The 14,635-nt window shown below is 67.8% G+C and carries 17 protein-coding genes and 1 pseudogene; 6 read left to right on the top strand and 12 right to left on the bottom strand.

Features of this window, described 5'->3' with window-relative positions; all coding sequences use genetic code 11:
* Nucleotides 1-3: 3 nt before the first annotated feature.
* The 6 genes from GM672_RS15955 to GM672_RS15930 form a co-directional block, all read right to left on the bottom strand.
* A complete protein-coding gene (locus tag GM672_RS15955; protein WP_155471528.1) occupies nucleotides 4-354 on the bottom strand; it encodes an ArsC family reductase in 351 nt (116 codons plus the stop codon).
* Between the two features lie 169 nt (nucleotides 355-523).
* Nucleotides 524-1,672, bottom strand: a complete 1,149-nt coding sequence (locus tag GM672_RS15950; RefSeq protein WP_155471551.1) for a PilT/PilU family type 4a pilus ATPase — start codon at nucleotides 1,670-1,672, stop codon at nucleotides 524-526.
* Nucleotides 1,673-1,750: 78 nt separating this feature from the next.
* Nucleotides 1,751-2,578: a 2,3,4,5-tetrahydropyridine-2,6-dicarboxylate N-succinyltransferase gene (gene dapD / locus GM672_RS15945; protein WP_155471527.1), complete on the bottom strand. Its 828-nt coding sequence runs from the start codon at nucleotides 2,576-2,578 to the stop codon at nucleotides 1,751-1,753.
* A gap of 4 nt (nucleotides 2,579-2,582) precedes the next feature.
* On the bottom strand, nucleotides 2,583-3,803 hold the full coding sequence (gene dapC / locus GM672_RS15940) for a succinyldiaminopimelate transaminase (protein ID WP_170300095.1): 1,221 nt from the start codon (nucleotides 3,801-3,803) through the stop codon (nucleotides 2,583-2,585).
* A 101-nt stretch (nucleotides 3,804-3,904) separates the two neighbouring features.
* Nucleotides 3,905-4,771 (bottom strand): flagellar motor stator protein MotA, encoded by an 867-nt coding sequence (motA, locus tag GM672_RS15935; RefSeq protein WP_170300094.1) that lies wholly within the window; start codon nucleotides 4,769-4,771, stop codon nucleotides 3,905-3,907.
* A gap of 118 nt (nucleotides 4,772-4,889) precedes the next feature.
* The gene (locus tag GM672_RS15930; protein ID WP_229417766.1) at nucleotides 4,890-5,615 is read right to left on the bottom strand and encodes a Mut7-C RNAse domain-containing protein; all 726 of its coding nucleotides are present in this window, start codon (nucleotides 5,613-5,615) and stop codon (nucleotides 4,890-4,892) included.
* A gap of 65 nt (nucleotides 5,616-5,680) precedes the next feature.
* Between GM672_RS15930 and GM672_RS15925 the strand changes: the two genes are divergently transcribed.
* The gene (locus GM672_RS15925; RefSeq protein WP_155471524.1) at nucleotides 5,681-6,307 is read left to right on the top strand and encodes a LysE family translocator; all 627 of its coding nucleotides are present in this window, start codon (nucleotides 5,681-5,683) and stop codon (nucleotides 6,305-6,307) included.
* Between the two features lie 15 nt (nucleotides 6,308-6,322).
* On the opposite strand, the gene GM672_RS15920 is transcribed toward GM672_RS15925, so the two are convergent.
* Nucleotides 6,323-6,715: a MerR family transcriptional regulator gene (locus GM672_RS15920; RefSeq protein WP_155471523.1), complete on the bottom strand. Its 393-nt coding sequence runs from the start codon at nucleotides 6,713-6,715 to the stop codon at nucleotides 6,323-6,325.
* A gap of 78 nt (nucleotides 6,716-6,793) precedes the next feature.
* On the opposite strand from GM672_RS15920, the gene GM672_RS15915 reads away from it, so the two are divergent.
* Together GM672_RS15915 and GM672_RS15910 are read left to right on the top strand one after the other, a co-directional pair.
* Entirely contained in the window at nucleotides 6,794-7,204 is a 411-nt protein-coding gene (locus GM672_RS15915) for a hypothetical protein (RefSeq protein WP_155471522.1), read from the top strand.
* 51 nt (nucleotides 7,205-7,255) lie between these two features.
* Nucleotides 7,256-7,642 carry a VOC family protein gene (locus tag GM672_RS15910; protein ID WP_155471521.1) on the top strand — a complete coding sequence of 129 codons (387 nt, stop codon included), beginning with the start codon at nucleotides 7,256-7,258 and terminating at the stop codon, nucleotides 7,640-7,642.
* On the opposite strand, the gene GM672_RS15905 is transcribed toward GM672_RS15910, so the two are convergent.
* A complete protein-coding gene (locus tag GM672_RS15905) occupies nucleotides 7,608-8,525 on the bottom strand; it encodes a LysR family transcriptional regulator (protein ID WP_155471520.1) in 918 nt (305 codons plus the stop codon). The genes GM672_RS15910 and GM672_RS15905 overlap by 35 nt on opposite strands.
* Nucleotides 8,526-8,629: 104 nt before the next feature.
* Here GM672_RS15905 and GM672_RS15900 point away from each other — a divergent pair, with 104 nt between their 5' ends.
* Together GM672_RS15900 and GM672_RS15895 are read left to right on the top strand one after the other, a co-directional pair.
* On the top strand, nucleotides 8,630-9,799 hold the full coding sequence (locus tag GM672_RS15900; RefSeq protein WP_155471519.1) for a mandelate racemase/muconate lactonizing enzyme family protein: 1,170 nt from the start codon (nucleotides 8,630-8,632) through the stop codon (nucleotides 9,797-9,799).
* An 86-nt stretch (nucleotides 9,800-9,885) separates the two neighbouring features.
* On the top strand, nucleotides 9,886-11,145 hold the full coding sequence (locus GM672_RS15895) for a DEAD/DEAH box helicase (protein WP_155471518.1): 1,260 nt from the start codon (nucleotides 9,886-9,888) through the stop codon (nucleotides 11,143-11,145).
* Nucleotides 11,146-11,154: 9 nt separating this feature from the next.
* On the opposite strand, the gene GM672_RS15890 is transcribed toward GM672_RS15895, so the two are convergent.
* From GM672_RS15890 to GM672_RS15875, 4 genes are read right to left on the bottom strand one after another with little or no spacing between them, the layout of a single operon-like run.
* Complete coding sequence (locus GM672_RS15890; protein ID WP_155471517.1) at nucleotides 11,155-11,814, bottom strand: hypothetical protein; 660 nt, start codon at nucleotides 11,812-11,814, stop codon at nucleotides 11,155-11,157.
* A complete protein-coding gene (locus GM672_RS15885; RefSeq protein WP_155471516.1) occupies nucleotides 11,811-12,776 on the bottom strand; it encodes an MlaD family protein in 966 nt (321 codons plus the stop codon). Before GM672_RS15885 ends, GM672_RS15890 begins: the two co-directional genes overlap by 4 nt.
* A gap of 10 nt (nucleotides 12,777-12,786) precedes the next feature.
* A complete protein-coding gene (locus GM672_RS15880) occupies nucleotides 12,787-13,620 on the bottom strand; it encodes an MlaE family ABC transporter permease (RefSeq protein WP_155471515.1) in 834 nt (277 codons plus the stop codon).
* Nucleotides 13,621-13,679: 59 nt separating this feature from the next.
* Complete coding sequence (locus GM672_RS15875) at nucleotides 13,680-14,369, bottom strand: hypothetical protein (protein WP_155471514.1); 690 nt, start codon at nucleotides 14,367-14,369, stop codon at nucleotides 13,680-13,682.
* Nucleotides 14,370-14,430: 61 nt separating this feature from the next.
* Between GM672_RS15875 and GM672_RS15870 the strand changes: the two are divergent.
* Nucleotides 14,431-14,635, top strand: a pseudogene (locus GM672_RS15870) (cupin-like domain-containing protein); the annotation flags it as partial.

The raw sequence follows: 14,635 nt of genomic DNA, 5'->3' as shown, positions 1-14,635 counted from the left end.
GGCTTAGTTGGTAAAGATCTGTTGGTAATGCTCGGGCTTGAAGCCCACGTGGCAGGCGGCGGCCGTTTGCAGCACGGGGCGCTTGATCACGGACGGGAATTCCAGCATCAGCGCCGTGGCGCTGGCCGCATCGAGGACGGCGGCCTTGCGCTCGTCCGGCAGGCCGCGCCAGGTCGTGCCTTTCTTATTGACGAGCACTTCCCAGTCCAGGTGGCGCAGCCAGTGCGCCACCGTGGCGGCGTCCAGGCCCTGTTTCTTGAAGTCGTGGAAGGTGAAGTCCTGCTGCTGGTCGGCCAGCCAGGTGCGGGCTTTCTTGACGGTGTCGCAGTTGGGGATGCCGTAGAGAGTGATCATGGAGTGTCGGAGGAAGCGAAGGCCGCGTGCAGGGCCGTGGGCAAGTGAAGTGCGACATTATAGCCCGCACGGGCAGGTGGGGGCGGACCCGGCGGGTCCGACCCAGATTGTTCGTTCTGGCTTTCAAGGTCGCATGCCCCGGTACCCTGGATGCCGCAGCCGGCAAGCGTCAGCCGTTCAGCGTAAATTCCGTGAACGACGGCCCGGCCGGATCGGCCGCCGGTTTCGGCTCGGGCTCGGCCTGCCGGCTGGCCTGGCGCGAATCCGGGCCATTGTTCAGCAACCACAGCAGGTTGGTGGCCGAATCGGCGTTGGCCAGCGCCTCTTCCTGCGTGATGCGGCCTTCCTGCACGAGCCGGAACAGGGCTTGCTCGAAGGACTGCGATCCCGGCGACATGCTCGTCTCCAGCGCTTCCTTGATCTGGGCGATATCGCCTTTCTCGATCAGGTCCGACACGTGGCGGGTATTGACCATCACCTCCACGGCCGCCGTACGCGTGCCGCCCTGGCTCGAGCGGATCAGCCGCTGCGACACGATGGCCTTGACGGTCGACGCCAGGTCCTGCAGCAGGGCAGGGCGGTTCTCGATGGGATAGAAGCTGATGATGCGGTTCAGCGCGTTGTAGCTGTTGTTGGCGTGCAGGGTGGCCAGCACCAGGTGGCCCGACTGGGCATACGCGAGCGCGGCGGCCATCGTGGCGCGGTCGCGGATCTCGCCGATCATGATGCAGTCCGGCGCCTGGCGCAGCGAGTTGCGCAGGGCCGTCTCGAAGTCCTTCGCGTCGCTGCCGATCTCGCGCTGGTTCACGATCGACTTGCGGTTCTTGAACAGGTATTCGATCGGGTCTTCCAGGGTCAGGATATGGCCGGCCCGCAGTTCGTTTCGGTGGTCCAGCATCGAGGCGATGGTGGTCGACTTGCCCGATCCCGTCGAGCCGACCAGCAGCAGCAGGCCGCGCTTTTCCATGATCAGTTCGGCCAGCACGGGCGGCAGGCCCAGTTCGTCCAGGGCGGGAATCACTGCCGGCACGAAGCGGAACACGGCCGAGATGCTGCCGCGCTGCCGGAACGCGGACAGGCGAAAGCGCCCCAGGTTGGCGCGCGACACGCCCAGGTTCAGTTCATTCGTGCTTTCCAGCTCGTCCATCTGCTGGGGCGTGCACACCTCCGCCAGCAGGGCGCGGATGTTCTCCGGCTCCAGCTTCTGCTGGTTGATGGGAATCAGGTTGCCGTTGATCTTGATATGGACCGGCGAATTCGCCGCGAAGAACATGTCCGACGCGTTCTTCTCCTTCATCAGCTGGAACAGGCGGTCCATCATGGTGTCGTTTCCATCCGTGGTGAAAAACCGGGGACAGTCCCCGAAGGGACAGTCCCCAATGCATCAGGCGCCGGCTTACACGCCGCGCAGCAGTTCGTTGATGCCCGTCTTGGCGCGGGTCTGCGCATCGACGCGCTTGACGATGACGGCGCAGTACAGGCTGTACTTGCCGTCCGCCGAAGGCAGCGAGCCGGAGACGACGACGGAGCCCGACGGGATGCGGCCATACGTCACTTCGCCGGTGGCGCGGTCGTAGATCTTGGTGGACTGGCCGATGTAGACGCCCATCGAGATGACGGAGTTCTCTTCGACGATGACGCCTTCGACGATCTCGGAGCGGGCGCCGATGAAGCAGTTGTCTTCGATGATGGTGGGGTTGGCCTGCATCGGTTCGAGCACGCCGCCGATGCCGACGCCGCCGGACAGGTGGACGTTCTTGCCGATCTGGGCGCAGGAACCGACGGTGGCCCACGTATCGACCATCGCGCCTTCGTCGACATAGGCGCCGATATTGACGTAGGAAGGCATCAGCACGACGTTCTTGCCGATGAAGGAGCCGCGGCGGGCCACGGCCGGCGGCACCACACGGAAGCCGCCCTTGGCGAAGTCTTCCGGCGTGTAGTCGGCGAACTTGGTGGGCACCTTGTCGTAGAACTGCATCGTGCCGTCGGATGGCAGCACGACGTTGTTCTCCAGCCGGAACGACAGCAGCACGGCCTTCTTGATCCACTGGTTGACGACCCACGTGCCGCTGTCCTTCTGCGCCACGCGCAGGCTGCCGTTGTCCAGGCCTGCCAGCACGTGCGAGACGGCGTCGCGCAGCTCGGCGCTGCCGTTGCCCGGATTGATTTCGGCGCGGTTGTCCCAGGCCTGTTCGATGATTTGCTGAAGTTGTTGGGTCATGATGTTAGCTTTGTAGAGTCAGGGTGTTACAGAATTGGACGATGCGCTGTGCGGCTTCCAGGCCCTCGGCCGTTTCGGCCACCAGCGCCATGCGGATGCGGTTGCGGCCAGGGTTGCTGCCGTGGGCATCGCGCGCCAGGTAGCTGCCCGGCAGGACCGTGACATTGTATTGTTCGTACAGGCGACGGGCGAATTCTTCGTCCGTCAGGCCCGTGCGGCTGACGTCGGCCCACAGGTAGAAGCCGGCGTCGGGCAGTGCCACGTCCAGCACCTGCTGCAACAGCGGCGTGATGACGGTGAACTTGGCGCGGTACTGCGTGCGGTTTTCCGCCACGTGGGACTCGTCGTTCCACGCGGCGATCGATGCGGCCTGCACGGCGGGACTCATGGCGCCGCCGTGGTAGGTACGATACAACAGGAATTTCTTCAGGATGTCGGCGTCGCCGGCCACGAAGCCCGAGCGCAGGCCCGGCACGTTGGAGCGCTTCGACAGGCTGGAAAACACCACCAGGCGGGCATACGGCTTGTCCACCGACGACAGGCCCAGGATATGGGCCGCCTGCAGCGCGCCCAGCGGCGCCTCGTCGCCGTGGTAGATCTCGGAGTAGCACTCGTCCGAGGCGATCACGAAGTCGTAACGCTCGGACAGCGCGAACAGGTTTTCCCAGTCCGTCAGCGACAGCACGGAACCGGTCGGGTTACCGGGCGAGCACAGATACAGCAGCTGCACCCGCTTCCACACTTCGTCGGGCACGCTGTCGTAGTCGCAGGCGAAGTTGCGGGCCGGGTCCGAATTGACGAAGTAAGGCTCGGCGCCGGCCAGGTAGGCCGCGCCTTCGTAGATCTGGTAGAACGGGTTCGGGCAAACCACCAGCGCATTGGCGGCCGGGTCGATCACGGCCTGGGCAAAGGCGAACAGCGCCTCGCGCGAACCGTTCACGGGCAGCACCTGCGTGGCCGGGTCCAGCGCCGGCAGGTCGTAGCGCCGTTCCAGCCAGCCCGCGATGGTGCCGCGCAGCGCCTCCGAGCCGGACGTTGTGGGGTAGGTGGCCAGGCCGCCCAGGTTCTCCGCCAGGGCCTGGCGGATGAACTGGGGCGTCGGGTGTTTCGGCTCGCCGATGCCCAGGCTGATGGGGCGCAGCGCGGCATTGGGCGTTACGCCCGCGAACAGCTGGCGCAGTTTTTCGAACGGGTAGGGATGCAGCTTGTCGAGAAGTGGATTCACGTTGGTCGGCTGGATGGCGTGGACGGAGCCAGTCATTATAGCGTGGCTGCGGGCCCGGCGTTGGCGCGGGCCGCGACGCCCGTCCGGCCGTCCCTCCTCGCCTATTTCGCCGGTGCCCGTGCCTGCCGCACCTGCCGGTCCAGCTCCAGGAACGAAGGGCGTTCCATGGCCGAGACGACCTTGCGGCCGAATTCCACGGCCAGCGCCGGCGCGTAACCGTTCAGGCTTGCCAGCAGGGTGACCTTGATGCACTGGTACATCCTGGCTGTCTCGGCGTGCTTGCTGCGCAGCAGCGCGGCCAGCGGGCCGACGAAGCCGTACGACAGCAGGATGCCGATGAAGGTGCCCACCAGCGCGCCGGCGATCAGCATGCCCAGCTCCGCCGGCGGCAGGCCCACCGAAGCCATCGTGTGCACCACGCCGATGACGGCGGCGACGATGCCGAAGGCCGGCATCGACTCGGCCATCTGGGCAATGGCCTGGACGGGCACTTCGCTGTCCTCGTGGTGGGTGTCGATCTCGTTGTCCATCAGGTTCTCGATCTGGAAGGCGTCCATATTCCCCGAGATCATCAGGCGCAGGTAGTCCGTGATGAACTCGAGGACATGGGCCTCGGCCAGGATCGCGGGGTAGCGGCCGAACAGCGCGCTGTCGTGCGGCGTATCGACGTCGCCTTCGACGGCCATCATGCCTTCCTTGCGCACCTTCGTCAGCAGCTCGAACAGCAGCGCCATCAAATCCAGGTACAGGGCCTTGGAGTGGCGCGAGGTCTGGAACAGCAGCGGCAGCGCGGCCACGGTGGCGGCGATCGAGCGGCGGTCGTTGGCGACGCAAAAAGCCCCCAGCGCGGCGCCGCCGATGATCAACAGTTCCGTCGGCTGGAACAGCGCCGCCAGGTGCCCGCCCTGCAGCGCGAAGCCGCCCAGAACGGAGGCCGCAACGACGATAAAGCCCATGATCACCAGCACGCCAGCCTCCCCGCATTGTCTTGATCGGTATCCGGTCAACCATAGCGCGGTCATTATTGAAGTAGGGCAATCTCGCGCAAGGCACGTGCGATTGGGGCGGCCGTGTTGGGAAAAAGCGTCAGGCAGCGCCCACCCGGTCCAGCAGGGTGCGCATGCGCTGCCAGTGCGAGCCTTGCCAGAACACGCCGTGGCACTGCCGGCAGGTGAGGAAGTGCTGGTGCACCAGCCGCACGGAAGGGGGCAGGCGCCCGGCCACGTCGGCCTTTGCCACATCGTGCAAGGGCAGGTTGCAGGCCAGGCACAAGGTGAACGGCCGCATGGCGCCGGCCAGGCCATAGCGCGCAAAGACCTCGGCCAGCTGCTGCTCGGGCTTGAGCGCGCGCACGTAGCAGCCCCGCGCCACGCCGCGCCGCTTCAGCAATTCGCGGTCGCGCGTCAGGGCGATGCGCCCGCCGTCCGCCGCGTCGGCCTCGATGGCGGCATCGTCGACGCCGTTGTCGTACAGCGTGTCGAAGCCGGCCATCCGCAACAGCCGTGCCAGCCCGCCCAGGTGGGCGTCGGCCGTGAAGCGGGCTTCGCCCGGCGTCAGCACGGTCGGCGCCACGGCCAGCACCTGCACGCTATCGCCGTCTTCCAGCAGTCGGTCGAGCGGCGCCGGCCTGCCGTTCACCAGGATCGTGCCCGCCTCCGTGTGCGGCACGCCCAGCGCCTCGACCATGTGCTTGACCGTGGCGGCGCGCGCGCACGGCGTGGCGAACGGCCCGGCGCGGCGCTGGCGCGGCAGGAAGGGCAGCAGGGCTGCGTCGAAGGTGAAGGTGGCGGTGACCATGGCAGGCGCTGTCATCATCGTATCCTAGCGCATCGGCGCCATTGGTATACTCGCGCTCCCGCTTTCGCCTCGAGTGCCCCATGCTGACCCTTGCCCAGTTCTCCGCCTTCCTCCTCACCGCCGTCCTGCTCACCGTATCGCCGGGGCCGGATAACCTGATGGTGCTGGGCATGGGCATGTCGAAAGGGCGCAGTCGCGGCATCGCCTTCGGCCTCGGTTGCGCCTTCGGCTGCCTCAGTCACACCTTGCTGGCCGTGCTGGGCGTGAGCGCGCTGGTGGCGGCCTCGCCGCTGGCCTTGACGGGATTGCGCGTGGCCGGTGGCCTGTACCTGCTGTGGCTGGGCTTCAATGCACTGCGCCATGCCGGTGCCGTGCGCATCGATGCCGCTGCCGGCACCGACGAGCCGCTGGCGCGGCTGTTCCTGAAAGGCTGCATGGCCAGCGCCATCAATCCGAAAGTGACGCTGTTCTTCCTGTCCTTCCTGCCCCAGTTCGTCGTGCCCGCCAACGGCGCCGTGGGCCTGCAACTGGGCCTGCTGGGCATCACCTTCGCGTTGCAGGCGGCCGTGCTGTTCGGATTGCTGGGCTTTTTCTCGGGCACCGTCGGGCAGTGGCTGAACCGCCACCCCCAGGCCGGGCCGCTGCTGGACCGGGCCGCCGGCATCGTCTTCATCGGCCTGGGCTTGCGGCTGATGTGGGCGCGCTGACGGGCGGCACTGCCGTCAGGCGGCTTCGGTAGTGGTCTGCAAGGCGCGCGAGGCCAGCGGGCAATCGGCCGGCATCGTGTCCAGCCGGCGCGCCAGTTCGCCGCGCAGCATGGCCAGCGCCTCGATGCGGCGGTCGATTTCGGCCAGCTTGCCGCGCATGGCCTGGCGCAGCGCCGCGGCCGACACGGCGTTCGGCGCCGCCAGCAGGGGCAGGTCGGCCTCGATTTCGGCCAGCGTGAAGCCCAGCGCCTGCGCCGTGCGGATGTAGCGCAGCCAGTCCACCGCCTCGGGCGGATATTCGCGGTAGCCGTTGCTGCCGCGCCGGGCCCGCAACAGCCCGCGCTTCTCGTAGAAGCGCAGCGTGTCGCGGCTGATGCCGGTAGCGGCGGCGATTTCGCCGATGCGCATCGTGTTCCTCCAAAGTGCTTGACCTTCGAGTGTACTCCAGCCTTTAGCATGGCCGCACCCTTGAACTGGAGACCGGCCATGACTACCTTCCTGCACCTAGCTCCCGCCACCTACCGCCGCATCGTGCGCGCCAGCGGCATCTACGACCTGGTCGTGACGGCGCCCTTCGCCACGCCATGGACCTTCGCCTTCATGCACGCCCACCTGGCGGCGGTGAACGGCGACCTGGGTGGCGCGCCGCTGCCGGCCTTCGCGCCGCTGCACGTGCTGTTCGCCTGCCTGATGGGCACCGTCGTGCTGTCCTGGGCCGTGCTGCGCATCAGCGACCCGCAGACCCGCTTCGGCCGCTACGACGGCGTCGGGCGCCTGCTGTTCTGCACGTGGATGGCGTGGGCACTGGGCGCATCCGATACGCCGCTGCTGTGGCTTTTCATCGTGCCGGAGGCCGCGTGGGCGCTGCTGCAGTGGCTTCCGCTGCGCCGCGGCTGAGTACAGCGGTGCTATGCTGGCGCCATTCCACGTCCGAAGGAGGAGTGCACCATGCAAGCGCAACCCTTGATCGCCGTCAGCGATGTCGAAGCGTCCAGCCGCTGGTACCAGGCGGTGCTCGGCTGCAGGAGCGGCCACGGCGGCCCCGATTACGAGCAGCTGATGTTCGAGGGCCACATGATCCTGCAGTTGCACCGTTGGGACGCCCACCATCACTCCCATATCGGCAAGCCCGACAAGGTCATCGGCAACGGCGCGCTGCTGTGGTTCTGGACCGACGATTTCGACGACGCGGTGGACCGCATCGCCGCCTGCGGCGCCACCGTGCTGGAGGAAGCGCACGAGAACCGCAATGCCCAGCACCGGGAAATCTGGCTGCGCGACCCGGAAGGCTATGTCGTGGTCATCGCGGGGCCGTACGGCGACGTGGGGATGTAGGGGCCGGCGCCAGCGCCTCCACGAGGAAGTCGATGAAGGCGCGCACCCGCGCGCTCTGGTGGTGCCGGCTCGGGTAGTAGGCGTATAAATCCGCCGGCGGCAGCGCGTAGTCCGGCAGCACCACCTGCAGCCGCCCGCTGTCGAGGTAGCGCGCCGCATCCCATTCCGAGCGGGGCAGGATGCCGTGGCCGTCCAGGGCCCAGCCCAGCACCACGTCGCCGTCGTTCGACGACAGGCGGCCGCGCACCTTGACGTTCTCCGTCTTGCGCCCGCGCGTCAGCCGCCAGCTGGCATAGGCCTCGTCGTTCTGCCGGTGCAGGATGCAGTCATGGAGGGCCAGGTCCGCGGGCAAGGCCGGCGCGCCGTGTTTTTTCAGGTAGCCGGGGGCCGCGCACAGGAAGCGCCGGTTGCTGATGATGCGCCGCGCCGCCAGGCGCGTATCGGCCAGCTCGCCGAAGCGGATGCCCAGGTCGTAGCCGTCTTCCACCAGGTTGATGGCGCGGTCCGTCAGCTGCAGCTGTACCGCCACTTCCGGGTGAGTGCGGGCGAAGCGCGACACCAGCGGCGCGATGGTGGTGCGCCCGAAGCCGAGCGTCGCGTTCACCCGCAGCAGGCCTTTCGGCTCCACCCGCCGGCTCGTGACGGCATCCTCCATGGCGCGGATATCGGCCAGGATCTGCGTGGCCTGGGCCAGGTACAGCTCGCCCTCGTCGGTCAAGGCGATGCGCCGCGTGCTGCGCTGGGCCAGCCGTACGCCCAGCCGCGCTTCCATCTGCTTCAGCCGGCGCGTGGCGGCAGGTGGCGTCACCGCCATCTCGCGCGCCGTCGCGGCCAGGCTGCCCAGTTTGGACAGCAGTACGAAAAATTCCAGGTCGCTCGTCATGGTTCGCCCCGATTCTTCACTTGAACGTAATAATGGATTGATTCCAGGTGAATTATACGTTCCGCGAACGGGCGTAGAGTGGGGGCCTTTACAGGAGACCCGCCATGAAGATCGTCGACATCCGCGAGCTGACCTTGCCCATCAGTTCCCCCATCCGCAATGCCTACATCGATTTCTCGAAGATGACCTTGAGCCTGGTGGCCGTCGTCACGGACGTGATCCGCGACGGCAAGCCCGTGGTGGGCTACGGCTTCAATTCGAATGGCCGCTACGGCCAGGGCATGCTGATGCGCGAGCGCTTCATCCCCCGCATCCTGGAAGCCGATCCCGCCACCCTGGTCGACGCTGCCGGCACCAACCTCGATCCGAACAAGGTATGGGACTGCATGTACCAGAACGAGAAGCCGGGCGGCCACGGCGAGCGCTCCGTGGCGATCGGCACCATCGACATGGCGATCTGGGATGCCACCGCGAAGATCGCCGGCAAGCCCCTGTTCCAGCTGCTGGCCGACCGTTACGGCAACGGCACGCCCGAGCGCAAGGTGTTCGTGTACGCCGCCGGCGGTTATTACTACCCGGGCCAGAGCATGGATGCGCTGAAGGACGAGATGCGCAGCTATATCGACCGGGGCTATACGGTGGTCAAGAAGAAGATCGGCGGCGCCTCGCTGGACGAAGACCTGCGCCGCATCGACGCCGTGCTGTCGGTGCTGCAGGACGGCCAGAAGCTGGCCGTCGATGCCAACGGCCGCTTCGACCTCGATACGGCCATCGCCTATGCCAAGGCGCTGTCGCAGTACGACCTGTTCTGGTACGAGGAAGCAGGCGACCCGCTCGACTTCGAGCTGCAGGCCACCTTGCGCAGCTACTACGCCAACCCCATGGCGACGGGCGAGAACCTGTTCTCGATGCAGGACGCGCGCAACCTGATCCGCTACGGCGGCATGCGGCCCGACCGCGACTGGCTGCAGTTCGACTGTGCCCTGAGCTACGGCCTGGTGGAGTACCTGCGCACGCTCGACATGCTGGAGGAACACGGCTGGTCGCGCACCCGCTGCATTCCGCACGGCGGCCACCAGATGTCGCTCAATATCGCGGCGGGCCTGGGCCTGGGCGGGAACGAAAGCTATCCAGACCTGTTCCAGCCCTTCGGCGGCTTCCCCGACGGCGTGCGGGTGGAGAACGGCTTCATCACGATGCCGGACCTGCCGGGCATCGGCTTCGAAGGCAAGTCGAACCTGTATGCAAGGATGCGTGAGTTGTCCGGGCAGTAGGGGCACGGCATGTTGCGCAGGCCGTCATGGCAGCTGAGGTGCCCGCGTGATTTATACTGCGCACCTTGAACACAGAATCGACTGCCATGCCATTTACCTCGCTGGGCCTCGCGCCCGCCCTTGCCGAAGCGGTTGCCGCCATCGGCTACCAGACCCCGACCCCGATCCAGGCCGCCGCCGTACCCGCCGCGCTGGCGGGTCGGGACGTGCTGGGCGCCGCCCGCACCGGTTCCGGCAAGACGGCGGCGTTCGCGCTGCCGATGCTGCATGCGCTGCTGGCGCGCCAGGGCACGCGGCGAGGCCTGCACGGGCTGGTGCTGGTGCCCACGCGCGAGCTGGCGGCCCAGGTGGGCGAGGCGATCCGCGAGCTGGTTCAGCACCTGCCGTCCACGATCAAGGTCAGCATCGTCTTCGGTGGCGTGTCGATCAACCCGCAGATGATGGCGCTGCGCGGCGGCACGGACATCGTCGTCGCCACGCCGGGCCGCCTGCTCGACCTGGTCGAGCACAACGCGCTGGTGCTGGATCACACGGCGACCCTGGTGCTGGACGAAGCGGACAAGCTGCTCGACATGGGCTTCGCCGACGAGATCGAGCGCATCCTGGCGCTGCTGCCGGCCAGGCGCCAGAACCTGTTCTTCTCCGCCACCTTCCCGCCCGCCGTGCAGGCGCTCGCGGCGACCTTGCTGGCCGACCCCGTCAAGGTGGAAGTGCAGGCCGACGGCAGCGACGCGCCGGCCATCGAGCAGCGCGCATTCGCCGTCGATCCGCTGCGCCGGCTGCAACTGCTCAAGCACCTGATCAAGGCCAACGGCTGGCGCCAGGTGCTTGTCTTCACGGCCACCAAGTACGCTTCCGAACACGTGGCGGACAAGCTGCGCCGCAACGGCATCGCCGCCGAAGCCTTCCACGGCGACTTCAGCCAGGGTGCCCGCACCGGTGTGCTGGCCGACTTCCGGGCCGGCCGCCTGCACGTGCTGGTGGCCACCGACGTGGCCGCGCGCGGTATCGACATCGCCCAGCTGCCCGTCGTTGTCAATTTCGACCTGCCCCGTTCACCGGCCGACTACACCCACCGCATCGGCCGCACGGGCCGCGCCGGCGCCAGCGGCACGGCCGTCAGCTTCGTCAGTTTTGACACGGAACAGCATTTCCGCCTGATCGAAAAACGCCACGGCCTGCGCCTGGCGCGGGAAACCGTGGCCGGCTACGAGCCCGTCGAAACGGCGGCGCCGCCGGCCAGCGCGATTACCGACACCGTCAACGGCGGCATCAAGGGCAAGCGCAAGAGCAAGAAGGACAAGCTGCGCGAAGCAGCGGCAGCCGACGCCGCGTTGGAAGAGTAGGGCGCAGTCTCAGGACGCCGGCTGGCCCTGCACCAGCGCGATGCGGCGCCGGATGCGGGCCGCTTCGTCCGCCGCGCCGGCCTTTTCCGCCCGCAGCGCCTGCACGTTCAGCCACGCCAGCAGGGGCCGGCGCCAGCCCTGGTTCGAGGCCGTATCGACGGCCTGCGCCACCAGTTCCGGTGTGGCGCGGTTGGCCTTGAACAGGGCGCCGGCCGCCACCAGCTGCGACAGCGGGTCGGCGATGGTTTTCACGGCGCTTGCCGCGGCCTGGTCGGAGCCGGCCGCCTGCACGGAGCGTTGCGGTTCCGGCAACAGCGCCGCCTGGGCCGGCTGGCCGGCCAGGTAGGCGGCGTAGGCCAGGTCGGCCGCTGTCGCGTCGGCCCGCAGCGCGTCGAAGCCGGCGCAGTCCTCGAAGGCCAATGCCGCCGTGCGTGCGGCGCAGCGGATCAGTTCCGCGCGGATCACCAGGTCGATCTTGCCGGTGCCGGCGATCTGCTCGCGGGCGCGGCCGAACTCCGTCTTTTCCACCAGCTCCTTGCCGGACAGGTAGGCATTCGTGGCCCGTTCCAGCGAGCCTTGCGCGTTCATCTTCCAGTCCGGCACGGGCGGGCTGCTGCCGCAGCCGGCCAGCAGGGCGGCGCACAGGATGGTCAGGGATATCGGCTTCATGGCAGTTTGATCTCCGTCTCGCGCTTGAACGGCCACTTGCGATTGATCTCGTTCACCAGTTGCTCGATGCGGCGCAGGTTGCTGTCGATATCGGCGCGCAGCGCCCCCAGGTCTTCCGTGGCGACGCGGGCGTTCTTGCCCACGGCCTGGGCTTCCACCAGCACGGCATCCATCTTCTTCAGGCTGGCGCGGGCATCCGACAGCAGGCCGTTCAGCTGCACGATGGCGGCCTGGGCATCGGTGGCCACGCCGTCCTTGCCGAAGACCTTGCTGTCGGCATTGCCCACCAGCCGGTCGGCCTTGACGATCAGCGAATTGGCGTTGGCCAGCAGCTCGCGGGCCTTGCGGTCTTTGCCGGCGATCAGGCCCATGGCGCCGTTCGGGCCGTTCAGCTTTTCCGTCACGCCCTGGACGTTTTTGAGGCTGCTGCCCAGCGCCGATTCCTCCGCCGTCAATGCCGCCACATTGGCCAGCACGTCGCGCGCCGCAGCGAGCAGGCGGGGGATTTCGGCGGCCGCGTCGCCCACCAGCATGCCCCGTTCGGCGCCGTCCGGCAGCGGCGGGTCGGTCGGAATGCCCGTGAAGGCGCGCAGCTTGGCGCCACCGACGATGCCTTTTTCGAGAGTGAAGATGCTGGTGGTGCGCAGCCAGTGGGCGTCCTTCTTCGGCACGTCCACCAGCACCCGGGCCTTGCCTTCGGGCGAAAGCTCGATGCGTTGCACGCGGCCGATGGGAAAGCCGGCGAACGTCACGTCCATGCCGACGGCCACGCCTTCGGAATCGTCGGCCGTCAGCACCAGGCGCTGGGTCGGCTCGAATGCACCGCGCGCATACATCAGGTAGAGGGCGGCGCCGGCGACAAGCGCCACCATCAGGATCAACAGCAGGGCCGCCTTCAGTTCGGCATTGCGCACGGGCGCGGCGTCGGCCGGTGCCGGGGCGGGGGAAGTCGGTTCGGTCATGGAATCGGTATCAGTAGTAGTTGCCCATCAGGGACGCGCCTTCGATCAGCAGCACGACGGAGAACATGCGTACCATGTCCGCCAGGCCGTGGGTGGCGCGAAAACGCAGCACGAAAGGATTGGCGGCGGCATCGTAGTACGACGACGCGAGCGGGATGATGCCCACCGCGAAGCTGAACAGGGCGATCTTCAGCACCAGGATCAGCGCCACGGAAGGATTGAAGATCTGCCCGACCACGCGCGTGTAGCCGGGCAGGGCGTAGGGCGTAAAGCCGTAGATGATCAGGTAGGTCAGCACCAGGGTGAGGATGCAGCTGACGGCGGCCAGCAGCCAGACGGCGAACACACCGGCTGCGGCGCGCGGGAAGTACTCGGTGCGCAGGGCCGTCATCGGGTCGACCCGGGTACCGGCCGATCCGGCCGCTGCCGCTGCCGCCGCGGCCAGGCGCTTCTGCGCGAACTCGACGCCGGCGGGCAAGGTCGTGCGCAAGGCCACGAACAGGGCGGCCGTCAGCGGGATCAGTTCCAGCACCAGCACGCGCACCACCATCTCCAGCGCGTAACCGGACAGGCCGTAGCTGTAGGCCGTGACGACGACGATGCGAATGATGACGAGGCTGATCAGCGCCGACAGGACCGAGAACCACAGCAGGTTCGGCGCCGTGCCCAGCACCACCTGGCAGGCCAGCGCATTGCGGTTGTCCTTGCGGTAGCTCGATGGCGTGAACGCGCGCGACAGCACCAGCACGGCGAATTGCGCCAGGCGCCACCAGCTGGTGAGCCAGACCACGGTGGCCCGGTGCAGCCGGCGCAGCGAGGGGAAAAGCGATGCATGGGTGATCATGTTGCGATCTTAACATCCGGGCTGCGCTGCCGCGAGCCCGGATGACACCGGCCACGACTTCACGCCGGCGGCAGGCAATGGACGCCGTGGCGCGCCAGCATGGCGTCGAATGCCGCCGAGGGAGCGTGCAGCACGATCAGCGTGGGGCCAAGCGCGCGGGCGTGCTTGAAGAGCAGCGTGAAACCGGGTCCCGGCACGGCGATGCCGGCCAGGGGGCGGCGCCACTGCACCTGGGCGTTTCCCTCGCCGTCGTCGCCGCGGATGCGCGTGTAGCGCAGCTGGCCCTCGTCGATATCGTATTGCGCATCGAAGGGCGCGCTGGCCCGCGCTGCCTTCAGGATCGTATTGGTTCGGACCCGGGCCAGGTGGTGCCAGTACCTGTGCCAGGGCCTGCGCACCCACGCTTCGAGGCGGGGCGGAACGAAGGACAGCGCCAGGATCGCCACGAAGGCGACGGCGCACAGCAGGTCGAGCCGGTACGGGCCGAATTCCAGCCCACCCGAGGCGGTAAAGGCCAGCGATAGCAGCAGCCCGGCCACGCAGCAGCGCTTGATGAAGGCGGCGAGGCGGGGGCGTGGCTGGTAGGGCTTGACGAAGCGTGCCCGGTGCGCCATCAGGCGGCCAAGCAGGATGGCCTCGAGCGCCGGAGCCATGCGCTCCAGCGCGGCGGCATCGACGGTCGAGCGCAGCTGGAACGGCGCCTGCCCGTCTTCCGGGGCGCTACAATGCGGGTCGACAGGATCGGTCATGCTTGCCTCTGAAAATCCAGGGTTGGCGATGTTAACATATGACGAAGCAAGGGCAGGGCAGATGGCAGTAGAGAAGACGACGGCTGTGCCCACGCGGCGCCTGCCGCCCACCAGGCAGGCGACGGAGTCGGCCGCCGCCGACGCTGCGGCACTCAGGACGGCGCGCGAACAGCGCGATGCCGAAGTGCGCGGCGTGGCATCGATCGCGGCCATGCGCGACGCCATCAAGGCGGCCGCGCGCGCCTTGCCCGTGCTGGCCGACGTGC

The organism is Pseudoduganella buxea (genome assembly GCF_009720835.1).
Taxonomy (GTDB): domain Bacteria; phylum Pseudomonadota; class Gammaproteobacteria; order Burkholderiales; family Burkholderiaceae_D; genus Rugamonas; species Rugamonas buxea.
The sequence above is the reverse complement of the archived record's forward strand: the minus strand, read 5'-3'. Positions and strand labels throughout refer to the sequence as shown.